Source organism: Embleya sp. NBC_00896 (assembly GCF_045207785.1).
GTDB lineage: Bacteria > Actinomycetota > Actinomycetes > Streptomycetales > Streptomycetaceae > Embleya.
The window spans coordinates 3,252,092-3,263,574 of the sequence record NZ_CP108776.1 but is presented as its reverse complement, the minus strand read 5'-3'; the positions used below and the strand labels follow the sequence as shown (position 1 = coordinate 3,263,574).

General features: G+C 70.9%; 11 protein-coding genes, 1 tRNA gene and 1 pseudogene. 7 read left to right on the top strand and 6 right to left on the bottom strand.

Translation table 11 applies throughout. From position 1 onward, the window contains the following. Positions 1–3 precede the first annotated feature (3 nt). Both OG928_RS14755 and OG928_RS14750 read right to left on the bottom strand, forming a co-directional pair. Positions 4–465 (bottom strand): Rieske (2Fe-2S) protein, encoded by a 462-nt coding sequence (locus OG928_RS14755; protein ID WP_406283793.1) that lies wholly within the window; start codon positions 463–465, stop codon positions 4–6. Beyond that, on the bottom strand, positions 428–1,948 hold the full coding sequence (locus tag OG928_RS14750) for an ATP-binding protein (RefSeq protein WP_406283791.1): 1,521 nt from the start codon (positions 1,946–1,948) through the stop codon (positions 428–430). The genes OG928_RS14755 and OG928_RS14750 overlap by 38 nt, the downstream gene beginning before the upstream one ends. 206 nt (positions 1,949–2,154) lie before the next feature. On the opposite strand from OG928_RS14750, the pseudogene OG928_RS14745 reads away from it, so the two are divergent. From OG928_RS14745 to OG928_RS14735, 3 genes and pseudogenes are all read left to right on the top strand, one after another. Beyond that, a pseudogene (locus OG928_RS14745) lies at positions 2,155–2,307 on the top strand (acyltransferase); the annotation flags it as partial. Between the two features lie 125 nt (positions 2,308–2,432). Then, the gene (hydA, locus tag OG928_RS14740; protein WP_406283790.1) at positions 2,433–3,833 is read left to right on the top strand and encodes a dihydropyrimidinase; all 1,401 of its coding nucleotides are present in this window, start codon (positions 2,433–2,435) and stop codon (positions 3,831–3,833) included. Positions 3,834–4,220: 387 nt separating this feature from the next. Next, positions 4,221–5,195: a trypsin-like serine peptidase gene (locus OG928_RS14735; protein WP_406283788.1), complete on the top strand. Its 975-nt coding sequence runs from the start codon at positions 4,221–4,223 to the stop codon at positions 5,193–5,195. Between the two features lie 97 nt (positions 5,196–5,292). Here OG928_RS14735 and OG928_RS14730 read toward each other — a convergent pair. Beyond that, a tRNA-Arg gene (locus OG928_RS14730) sits at positions 5,293–5,365 on the bottom strand. Positions 5,366–5,437: 72 nt separating this feature from the next. Next, positions 5,438–5,767, bottom strand: a complete 330-nt coding sequence (locus tag OG928_RS14725; protein ID WP_406283786.1) for a LuxR family transcriptional regulator — start codon at positions 5,765–5,767, stop codon at positions 5,438–5,440. Between the two features lie 175 nt (positions 5,768–5,942). Between OG928_RS14725 and OG928_RS14720 the strand changes: the two genes are divergently transcribed. The 4 genes from OG928_RS14720 to OG928_RS14705 all read left to right on the top strand — a co-directional run bounded on the left by OG928_RS14720 (position 5,943) and on the right by OG928_RS14705 (position 9,814). Then, positions 5,943–6,713, top strand: coding sequence for a GNAT family N-acetyltransferase (locus OG928_RS14720; protein ID WP_406283784.1), 771 nt, complete (start codon positions 5,943–5,945; stop codon positions 6,711–6,713). Between the two features lie 53 nt (positions 6,714–6,766). After that, positions 6,767–8,296: an MFS transporter gene (locus OG928_RS14715; RefSeq protein WP_406283782.1), complete on the top strand. Its 1,530-nt coding sequence runs from the start codon at positions 6,767–6,769 to the stop codon at positions 8,294–8,296. A gap of 308 nt (positions 8,297–8,604) precedes the next feature. Continuing rightward, on the top strand, positions 8,605–9,582 hold the full coding sequence (locus OG928_RS14710; RefSeq protein WP_406283780.1) for an RNA polymerase sigma factor RpoD/SigA: 978 nt from the start codon (positions 8,605–8,607) through the stop codon (positions 9,580–9,582). A gap of 37 nt (positions 9,583–9,619) precedes the next feature. Next, on the top strand, positions 9,620–9,814 hold the full coding sequence (locus tag OG928_RS14705) for a hypothetical protein (protein ID WP_406283778.1): 195 nt from the start codon (positions 9,620–9,622) through the stop codon (positions 9,812–9,814). A gap of 86 nt (positions 9,815–9,900) precedes the next feature. On the opposite strand, the gene mscL is transcribed toward OG928_RS14705, so the two are convergent. Then, positions 9,901–10,374 (bottom strand): large conductance mechanosensitive channel protein MscL, encoded by a 474-nt coding sequence (mscL, locus tag OG928_RS14700; protein WP_406283776.1) that lies wholly within the window; start codon positions 10,372–10,374, stop codon positions 9,901–9,903. Positions 10,375–10,514: 140 nt separating this feature from the next. Then, positions 10,515–11,237 (bottom strand): SAF domain-containing protein, encoded by a 723-nt coding sequence (locus tag OG928_RS14695; RefSeq protein ID WP_406283774.1) that lies wholly within the window; start codon positions 11,235–11,237, stop codon positions 10,515–10,517. Between the last annotated feature and the right edge of the window lie 246 nt (positions 11,238–11,483).

Sequence of the window (11,483 nt, the reverse complement as noted above, 5' to 3'; positions counted from 1 at the left end):
GCCCTACGCCGGCTTCAGCACGACCTGGCCGTTCGCCACCGCGATCGGCTTGGCCGCGAGCGGGCGCGGCGCCGGGCCGCCGAGGACGGCGCCGGTCGCGACGTCGAACCGGCTGCCGTGGCACGGGCAACGGATCTCGCCACCGCTGACGCTGCCGACCAGGCACTGCTGATGCGTGCACACGGCCGTGAACGCCTTGAAGTCGCCGGCGGTGGGCTGGGTGACCACGACCTTCTCGTTGTCGTAGATCTTGCCGCCGCCGACGGGGACGTCGGCGGCGGGCCCGAGCGTCTTGTCGGCGGCCGGTGCCGTGTTCTGGTCCTGCGTCTTGTCGTCGCCGCCGTCATCGCCGCCGCAGGCCACGAGCGCCGCGCCGCCGACGGCTACGAGGGCGCCGCACACGACGATCCGGCGGGTGGGGGCGGGGTCATCGGTCGGCTGGGTGATCGGGTCCGTCGCTCGCATGGGGGGCCTCCGTCGTCGGTCCCGGCGCCGGGTGATCACGCGGCGCCGATGCAACGGAAACGTACGCGAGCGGCTCCTGGTTCGAAGGATCGGTGAAACGAACGGGTTCCATGGGTGCCGGGACGGCGGCGGTCTCGACGGCGGGCTCGGCCTCGTGCCCGGCCCCGGATTCGACCCCGGGCCGGTGCTCGGATTCGGCCTGGGGTTCGGCCTCGGATTCGGCCGGGGTCGCGACCGCCGCTTTTCCGGTTTCCTCGGCTCTCTCGACTTCCCCGAGGCTCCCCACAGCTTCGGCTTCGCCCCCGGGCAGGGTGAACTCGACCCGGGTCCCGCCGGTGAACCCGATGTCCACCGCGATCCACCCGCCGTGCTGTTCGACGATTCGCTTGGCCATCGCGAGCCCGATGCCGCTGCCGGTGTACGTCTCGCGCGGGTGCAGCCGCCGGAACGCCGCGAACACCCGTTCCGCCGCCTCGGCCGGTATCCCGATGCCGTTGTCGGTCACGGTGATCCGCCACCCGTCGCCGTCCCGCGCCGCGTCGATCCGGACCCGCGGCGGCTCGTACGGGCGCTGGAACTTCACCGCGTTCCCCAGCAGATGCCGGATCAGTGTCGAGAGCAGCGCGGGATCGGCGTTCACCTCGGGCAGTTCGCCCTGTTCGAGCTCGGCGCCGGTGTCCTCGACCTGGTCCGCCATGTCCTGCCAGGTCTGCCGGACGATCTCGGCGAGGTCCACGTCGACGCGCTCCGCGCGCGAGCGACCCACCTCGGTGAGGGTGACCATCTCGTCGATGAGCACCTGTAGGCGTCGGGCGTTGTCGATGGTGAAGTCGATGTACTGGTTGCCGCGCCGGTCCAGGACGTCCTGGTAGCGCTCCTGGAGCAGCCGGCCGAACGACACGATCCGGCGCAGCGGATCCTGCATGTCGTGCGTCGCGGCATGCGCGAACTGATCGAGGTCGGCCTGCGCGAGCCGGGCCCGGCGGGCCTGTTCGTCGACCCGGGCGCGCAGCTCGTCATGCGTGCGCACCAGTTCGCGCGCGTGTTCGCGCTCGACGTCCAGGGTGTGCTCCTGCTCGGTGAGCAGGGTCGCGAGCTTTGCGGTGTGGGCCCGCTCGCGACGCGTCTCGTCCTCGCCGGTGCGGGCCCGCGTGTACAGGCCCTCCAGCGCGCCGGCGATCGCGACGAACTCGCGGCTGTCGTAACGGGTGGGCTTCGGCGGGCCGTTCGAGGTGTCGGCCAGTCGGGTCAACGGCCGTTCGACGGTGCGCCGCAGCGTGGCCTCGATCAGCAGGGTCAGCCCCACCACGAGCACGAGGTCGCCGCCGAGCACCAGGAGCAGGCCGCGCGAGCGGGCGTCGCCCTCCAGCGACAGGCCCACCACGACGGCGGCGATCGTCGCCACCATGACCGCCCCGCACGGCACCCAGATCAGCCGCAACCGGGCCCGGACCGTCCACCACGAGTCCTCGGAACCCCGCATCGGTACCCCGCCCTTTCCCGCCCGCCGTCGCCCCTCGCGGGACATGGAAATTGTGGCAGTGGCGGGCGTCGGGTACGAGGGCAGGATCCGGCGGCCTGCATCCGGGGGACGACATGCACACGTACGGATGAATCCGCACATGCCTGGCGAAACTCGGGGTAGGTCGGCCGCACCCGATCGGTCCGAGCGTTGTGGAGCAGCCAGACATGCCCGAGGTAGTACGCGCGGCACTCGTGCAGGCCGGCCGGACCGGTGACACGGAATCGATGATCGTGCTCCATGAGACACACGCGCGGCGGGCCGCGGGGCAGGGCGCGAAGGCGATCGGTTCCCAGGAGGTCATCTACGCGCTCCGCTTCCGCCCGGAGGGCAGGCTTCTTCCCGAGGGCCGGCACGCGTTCGGCCGCGCCGGCGCGCAGATCGTGTACAACCCGTGGGCGACGTCGCGCAGCCTCTCCTCGCGCCCGGAAGCGTGAGGCGCGCCGTGACGCAGACCCTGATCCGGGGCGGTCTGGTGCTGACCGCGTCCGAGGAGACCCGCGCCGACGTGCTGATCGACGGCGAGCGCATCGCGGCGGTGGCCGCACCGGAGGTGGCGGAGGCGTGGGCGCGCGGCGGCGCCCGGATCATCGACGCGACCGGGTGCTACGTGATCCCCGGCGGCGTGGACGCGCACACCCACATGGAGATGCCGTTCGGCGGCACGGTCGCCTCCGACGGCTTCGAGACCGGCACGCGCGCGGCGGCCTGGGGCGGCACGACCACGATCATCGACTTCGCGGCGCAAAAGATCGGCGCGGGCCTGCGCGAGACGCTGGACGATTGGCACGCGAAGGCCGAGGGGCAGTGCGCGATCGACTACGCGTTCCACCTGATCATGGCCGACGTCAACGACCGCACGCTCGGCGAGATGCCGGGCCTGGTCGACGAGGGCGTGACCAGCTTCAAGCTGTTCATGGCCTACCCCGGCGCGCTGTACAGCGACGACGGCCGCATCCTGCGCGCGATGCAGCGCTGCGCGGCGACCGGCGCGCTGCCGATGATGCACGCGGAGAACGGCATCGCGATCGACGTCCTGGTGCAGCAGGCCCTGGCCGCGCGGCGCACCGATCCGCGCTTTCACGGCTCGACCCGGCCGGCCCTGTTGGAGGCCGAGGCGGTCTACCGCGCGATCGCCCTCGCGCGGGTCGCGGGCGCGCCGCTGTACGTGGTGCACGTGTCCGCCCTGGAGGCGGTCGAGGAGCTGACCCGGGCCCGCGACCTGGGTCTGAACGTGTTCGGCGAGACGTGTCCGCAGTACCTGTTCGTGGGCTCCGACGAGACGGCCCGACCGGGCTTCGAGGGCGCCAAGTACATGTGCTCGACGCCGTTGCGGCCCGCGGACCATCAGGGCGCGCTGTGGCGGGGCCTGCGCACCAACGACCTGTCGGTGGTCTCGACCGACCACTGCCCGTTCTGCTTCGCGGACCAGAAGGAGTCGGGCCGCGGCGACTTCTCCCGGATCCCCGACGGCCTGCCGGGCGTCGAGCACCGGATGGACCTGCTGCACCAGGCGGTGGTGGACGGCCACATCGGCCGGCGCCGCTGGATCGAGCTCGCGTGCGCGACGCCGGCTCGGATGTTCGGCCTGTACCCGCGCAAGGGCGCGTTGTTCCCCGGATCGGACGCGGACGTGGTGGTCTACGACCCGAACGAGACGCACGAGCTGTCCGCCATCACCCACCACGTGAACGTGGACTACTCCGTCTACGAGGGCTGCAAGGTGACCGGCCGGGCCCGCACGGTGTTGTCGCGCGGGCGGGTCGTGGTGGACGAGGGCGTGTACACGGGCGCGCCCGGCCACGGCCGCTACCGGCGCCGGGACACCTGCGGGTATCTGCTGTGACTCCTCGTATGGAGCGGCGTTCGCGAACGCGTCCGGAAACGTGTCCCGAAACGCGTCCGGGCAACGTACAGGAGCCGTGGAAGATTCTTAAGGCAGTCATAAATCACCCATACCGGGGTGCCGAGGTCGTGGATCTTCGGGATACGGTCGAAGGGCCGGCCGGGCGCGTTTGGAGAGACGGCGCCGAGCCGGCACCGAAGAAGCGGGGGATTCCGCGGCCGTCGCCCTCCTCCCACCTTTTTGGGGCGACGGCCGGGGAAAAATCCCGTCACGAGCTCGCCACCGTGTGGGTATTCGGCCTGAATCGTCCCGGCCGGGGTAGCCTTCCCGCCGATATCGTCGACCGGTCGAAGCCGCATCCCGCATCCCGCTGAGAATGGTGGTTCAGTGTCTCGACGTGCTGCGGATGGGGGGTCGACACCGGGGGACCGTCGGATCCTGATCGGTACCGCGTTCTGTGTGCTGGCCGTCCTGGTGGTGGCCGGGCTGGGCTCGGTCGGGCGCCCGTCGGGCCGCTCCCGGGCGGACGTACGGGCCGACGCGACCCGGGGATATCACGTGGCGGATCCCGCCGAGGGCGATCGAATCGCGGCCGACCTGCTCGCCGCGCCGGACGCGGACGAGGCCGCGCCGCCCGCGCCCACGGCCACGTCCGAGGCGGTCGAGCCGCTGCCGGTGTCCGACCCGCTGGAGGCGGGCGACGCCGCGCCGACGCCGGCGATCGGAGTGCTGCTGCGCCCGGGGGAGGACGGCGACCCACGGCACGTCTGTACCGCGAGCGTGGTGGAGTCCCCGGACGAGAACCTCGTGGTGACCGCCGCGCACTGCGTGTACCGCGACGCCTTCGTCACCGACATCGCGTTCGCGCCGGGATATCACGACGGTGTCATGCCCTACGGGGTGTGGGTGCCGTCCCGGATCGACGTGGACCCGCGCTGGGTCGCGGACCGGAACCCCGACTTCGACGTCGCGTTCCTCCAGGTACGGCGCCCGGGCACCGACGACCGGATCGAGACGGTCACCGGCGCGGAACGGATCGGCTTCGACCTGCCGGCCGCGCTGCCGGCCCGTCTGGTCGGCTACCCGGACAGCCGTGAGCAGCCGATCGATTGCCGCAACACCACCACGGCCTACACGAGCACCCAGCGGCGCTTCGACTGCGCGGGCTTCCCCGACGGGACCAGCGGCGGCCCGATGCTCACCGACATCGACCCGGCGAACGGCCGCGGCACGGTGATCGGCGTGATCGGCGGCTACCAGGAGGGCGGCGACGACCTCACCTCCTACAGCAGCTGGTTCGGCCCCGACATCGCCGCCCTGTACGACCGCGCCCGCACCGCGAAGCCCAACCCCACCGAGTGACATCCGAGCCCGCACCACCCGAGCCGGCCGAACCCGCCCCACCACTCGCCCGGAAAAAAGACCGGGCCAGGCCGGAAACCCCCGACCTGACCCAAGGTGCCCCCAGCAGGATTTGAACCTGCGACACCCGCTTTAGGAGAGCGGTGCTCTATCCCCTGAGCTATGGAGGCTTCGGGGCCGTGTGGCCCCGGAGGACAGGGTAGCGGAACGGTTGCGGGGGTGTCCGGTGGCTTTGTGGCGGGTCATGGTTTGGTGACCGTCAGGATGACGACGGAGTCCTCCACGGCCTCCAGCGAGTGGCGGTCCGGCGGGAGGATCAGGAAGTCGCCGGACGTGCCATCGAGGCTGTCGGCCTCGGTGGCCAGGCGGACGTGGCCGGTGAGCACGATGAGCGAGGCCTCGCCGGGGCTGGCGTGTTGGGCCAGTGAGTTTCCGGCCGTCAGGGCGATCAGGGTCTGTCGCAGGTGGTGCTGTGAGCCGCCGAGCACGGTGACCGAGCTGCGGCCGGACGACGTACTGCGGGCCGATGCGAGTTGTTCCCTGGTGGTCGTCCGGAGCGAGATTTTGTCCATGTATGCCAGTTTCGGGGGCGATCACTCTCCGCGCATGTTCTGCCGTGTCCGGGCGTGCGGGGGCTCGCGTGTCGGGTGATGCTGGGCTGATGAGCCGTCGGGTGGAGGTCGAAGTCGACGTCGAGGCCGCAGACGAGGGGAAAATCACTTGCTCGCGCATCGAAGAATGAATTTCATGACCACCGACGAAAGCATTCGCACCCGCGGGACCGTCTTCGACCGGGACGGCGCCCTGGTCGCCGACTACCGGTTGGGCCATCGCGCGGGGCGCCCCGCCGCGCTCGACCTGCGCCTGCATCGGCTGCCCGCGGAGCTCGCGGCGCCCGCCATCCTGACGGCCCTGCCCGGGTGGGTGGTGTCGGCCGGCGAGGACACCGGGGCGGCGCTGATCGCCGCGGGCGGCCGTCTGTTCCGCCATCTGCACCAGTACAAGCGCGACCTCTACAAGCGCGACCTCGGCGCGGACCTCGGCGACACCGCGTGGGCGGACCCCCGGATCGAGGTGCTCCCGGCCGCGTCCGTATCGCCCGCGCGGATGCACGACCTCTGGATCGCCGCCTATCCGCCCGGTCACCCGGACAGTGAAAAGACCCCGAACCCGGACGAGCTCGACAGCCTCCACGACGGCCGGACCCTCGGGCCGCTGCTCGAGTGCAGCGTGGTGGCGGTCGACGAGGGCCGGATCGTGGCGGTGGTGCTGATCAACGACGCCGAACTGCTCGGCCCGTGGATCACCGAGGTGTTCCGCGACCCGGACCCGCGATACGCCGGGGTCGGCGGCCGGCTGCTGCGTCACTCGCTCGGGCTCGCGGCGGCGGCCGGGCTGCCCGCGATCGGGCTCGCGGTGACCGAGGGCAACGATTCGGCGCGGCGGCTCTACGAGCGGCTCGGGTTCCGACCGGTCGAGTCGTTCATGCAGGTCGTCCTGCCGGGCGGCGAGCGGTAGACGCGTCGAATTCATGTGAGGCATATGTGTCTCATACGAAATGAGGATGTTCCATGGTCGGCTCCACAGCCCTCCGGCCCGTGCGCGACCCGCGGCGCTGGGCCGTGCTCGCGATCCTGTCGGGGAGTCTGCTGATCATCTCGATGGACGCGACGATCCTGAACGTCGCGTTCCCGTCGCTGGTCACGGACCTCCAGCCCGGTTCGGTCGAGCAGCTGTGGATCATCGACGCGTACGCGCTCGTGCTGGCCGGCCTGTTGGTCACGGCGGGCGCGCTGGGTGACCGCTGGGGGCGCAAGCGGCTGTTGCTGATCGGCTTCGCGATCTTCGGGCTGGCCTCGCTGCTCGCGGTGGTCGCGACGGCGGCGTGGCACGTGATCGCGGCGCGGGCGCTGCTGGGCGTGGGCGGCGCGGCGATCATGCCGTCGACGCTGACGATCCTGCGGACGGTGTTCACCGACGCGCGCGAGCTGGCACTGGCCTACTCCGTGTGGTCGGCGGTGTTCGGCGGCGGCATGGCGCTCGGCCCGGTCATCGGCGGAGTGCTCGTGGAGTCGCACGGCTGGCAGTCGGCGTTCCTGCTGAACGTGCCGATCGCGGTCGCGGTGATCGGGTTCGGCACGTGGCTACTGCCCGAGTCGCGTTCGCCGCGCTCCGGCGTATGGGACTGGCCGGGCGTCGGGCTCTCGATCTTCGGCATGGTGGCACTCGCGGGCGGGATCAAGCAGCTCGGCAAGAGCGGTGTGAGTGATCCCGCGGGCTGGACCCTGGTGGTCTTGTCGGTCGTCGCGCTGACCGTGTTCGTCCGCCGCCAGCTCCGCCTGACGCATCCGTTGCTACAGGTCAGGTTGTTCACCAATCGCGCGTTCACGATGGCCGCGACGGCGATCTTCCTGGGCATGCTCGGGCTCGGCGCGGCGCTGTTCCTGCTGAGCCAGTGGTTCCAGTACGTCAAGGGCTACAGCCCGGTGGCGGCCGGTGTGCACCTGCTGCCGGCGCCGATCTCGCTGATCCTCGCGTCCTTGTGCGTGCCGTGGTTCATGGAGCGCTTCCCGCCCCGGAACGTCCTCGCGAGCGGCCTGACGCTGATGAGCGCCGGTCTCGCGCTGCCGTGGGTCTGGCAGCACTTCCGGGAGATCGACTACCCGCTCGTGAGTCTCGCGCTGGCGATCGTCGGGGCGGGCGTGGGCACGTTGGCCACCGTCGCGTCGGTGGTGCTGATGTCGTCCGTACCGACCGCGGAGGCCGGAGGCGCGGCGGCGATCGACGAGACCGCGTACGAACTCGGCGCCGCGCTCGGCGTCGCGACCCTGGGCAGCATGGCGTCCGCGCTCTACCGGAGCAAGCTGCCCTACCTCGACCTGGACCCGGCCGACCTCGCGGCCGTGCACGAATCGATCGGGGACGCGTCGGTGGTGGCGGATCGGCTCGGCACGAGCGGCCTGCTCGTCACGGCGGGCGAGGCGTTCACGTCCTCCATGACGCCGACGTTCCTGGTGGGAGGTGGGGTCGCGCTGGTGGCGGCCGTACTGGCCTGGCGGCTGATCCCGCGCGACCTGGAGCGGGTCGAGGGCGCGCACTGACGGAGCTCCGCCGCCGCCGGATACCGGTGGAAAGCGGTACACACGCCGGCGAATCGATGTCGTTCCACGGGCCCGTCCTGGGATCCGCGGGGCAGTGCCGCGCCCGGGCCTTAGGAACATCCAGGGCCTGTCGACCGTTGAGCGAATCGGTAGGTGGGACAGGGTGTGCATGTGTGAGCCGAGGCCGGGCAGGCGCCATGTCGGGAAATGCCGGTCAACCTTTCAACCGTACATCCCCGGACGGAATATCACAGGCTTCTCGTTCGTTCGAAATGTTGACGAACGCGAATGAAAGCGAGGGCTAGAGCATGCCGACTACACGTGGTGTGGCCCGACAGGGCGCCGAGCGAGTGGCGGCTTCCCGCACGCGGAAGGCTGCCGACGTCGAGCGCGACACGGTCGGTGTGTACCTGGACGAGATCAGCCGCACGAAGCTGCTCGACGCGGAGCGCGAGGTCGAGATGTCGAAGGACATCGAAGCCGGGCTGTACGCGCAGAAGCTGATCGACGAGGACGCCGTGCCGAAGCGCGTCGACGTCGCCGAGCTGCGTGAGCTGATCGATCGCGGTGCCCGGGCCAAGGAACTGTTCATCCAGGCCAACCTGCGCCTGGTGGTGTCCGTGGCGCGGCGTTACCCGCGAAGCGGGATGCCCTTCCTCGACCTGGTTCAGGAAGGCAACGTCGGCCTGGTTCGCGCGGTCGAGAAGTTCGACTACGCGAAGGGCTTCAAGTTCTCCACGTACGCGACCTGGTGGATCCGACAGGCGATCACCCGGGCGATGGCCGACCAGGCCCGTACCGTGCGACTGCCCGTGCACCTGGTCGAGGAGCTGAGCAAGATCCGGCGCGTGCAGCGGGAGTTCACCCGCGACCACGGGCGTGACCCCGAGATGGCGGAGATCGCCGAGGCCGTGGGTTCGACCCCCGAGCGCGTCATCGACGTGATCGGTTGGGCGCGCGACCCGATCAGTCTCGACACCCCCGTGGGCGACGACGGCGAGACCGAGCTCGGCGAACTGGTTCAGGAGACCGACCCGTTGACGCCGGAGGACATCACGCTGGCCACGCTGCGCCGCGAACAGATAGCGAATCTCGTGGGCAACCTCGACGGCCGCACGGCCACGATCCTGCGGGCGCGGTACGGCATGACGGACGGCAAGGAGCACACGCTGACCGAGGTCGGCAAGCAGCTCGGGCTGACCCGTGAGCGGATCCGTCAGATCGAGAAGCAGGCACTCGTCGCGCTTCGCGAGCTGGCCACCGCCCAGGGGCTCGAAGCGGCGTGACGCGAGGCGGGGCCGGCCGCGCCGGCACAATGGTGCGATGGCGGAGGCTGAAGTGAGCAAGGCGAATGGGCCGGAACGCCCGAAGCGTGATCCCTTCGGGTGGGACGGGCGGGATCTGCTCCCCGACGTGAGTTCGGACGAGACCGACTCCGGGTGGGGCGAGGATCGCGCGAGCGCGGACCCGTCGGACATCCGACGGTTCCTCGACGACAAGCCGCCGCATCACCTCTGAACCTCGGCGTTCCATCGCGTACACACGACGGCGGGCCCGCCTCCTCGAAAGAGGACGCGGGCCCGCCGTCGTGCGTGTGTCGACGGTCAGGTGTCGGAGCGTGTGGAGCCCGAACCGGGCGAAGCCGCACCGCCGTTCGCCTCCGGGCCGAGCCGTTCGGCGAGCAGGTCGCGGATCTCGACGAGCAGCTCGGTCTCGCTGAGCTCCTTCTCGCCGGCGTGCCCGAGGGCCCGCTTGCGCTTCTCCATTATGTGGTTCAGCGGCAGCACGAGCAGGAAGTACACGACCGCGGCCGTGATCAGGAACGTCAGTGTCGCGCCGAGGACCGAGCCCCACAGCAGTCGGACGCCGATCGCCTGGCCCTCCGCGTCGACCCCGCAGGGGCCCTTGATGCAGGACTGGTAGTTGTCCAGGTTCTTGGTCCCGAAGGCGCCTACGACCGGGTTGATCATCCCCTTCACGAACGCGTTCACGACCGCCGTGAACGCGGCGCCGATGACCACGGCCACAGCCAGGTCGACGACGTTTCCGCGCATGAGGAACTTCTTGAAGCCACCCACTGCTTGATCCCCATCAATCTGATCGGTCGAAGCCTCGACGGGGCGACGTGATCAGCGAGGGATACCAATAAAAGTGATAATCGCCGAATGCCCCATGAAGCCGGACAATATGAAGCCGGGCAATGCGAAGGAGTCTGGTGTCATTCCGGATCCGCCGCAACAGGCCCGCTTACGAACCGGCGGATCGTGTAGGTCAGTGTGGGGCCCGCCGCGACCCCCGCGAGTTCGGCCGCGACGGATCGAGGGACTTCGAGGATCAGCAGTGCGCCTGTCGAGGCGGCCGTCGCGGCCGGTCGGGCCACCACGACCGCGCCCGCGACGACCAGCCGGGCGGGGCCCGGGTGTTCGGGCGGCGGTGCGGCCAATACGTCGATCCGGTCGCCGGGCCGCAGCACGGCCACCGCGTCGGCGTCCGCGAAGCGCGCGGGCAGCGCGACCGTGCCCGCGTCGGGCGCGGCCCCGGGACGGACCACCCGGACGTCGGTCAGCGGCTCGCCGCGCCGGACCGGACCGGTCAGCGCGACCCCTTCGGTTTGCCGGACCGCGCGCAGAACTCCCGCGGGGCGCAAGGCCGTCGGTATGTCGACGAGGGTCACGTCGGCCGGCCCGGGCGTGCTCCCGGCAGGCAGATCGCGCGCGGCCACCAGGATCCTGGTGGTCGGCGGCGGCTCCGGCCGGATCGCGACGATCAGCGCGATCACCGCGACGGCCGCCGACAACGCGGCGACCCCGCGTCGATGTCGGGCCAGCACGCGCCGCAGCGGCGGTCGGGCGGTCGGGCCCGGCGACGATCCGAACAGCGGGCCGGACGACGGGCCGAACGACGATCCCGGGGACGACCCCGGCGCTCCCAAAGCGGACACCACACCTCCAGCGCGGGCGACGCGAACAGCACGGACGGGTGCGGCCCGACCCCCGCCGGAACCGGGGCGTGGAAACGAGGGCCGAGCCGCGTCATCACCGTGCCGCGACCCGAACCCTCGCCGTCCCGCCGCGTCGGCGGCTGTGGACAAGTCCGACCCTGTGGATCCCGAGTTCACTCGTGTGAGTGACACCCCGTCCCCCTGGCGAGCCCGTCCCGCCCCCCCGCCCGCCCCCGGACACACGAA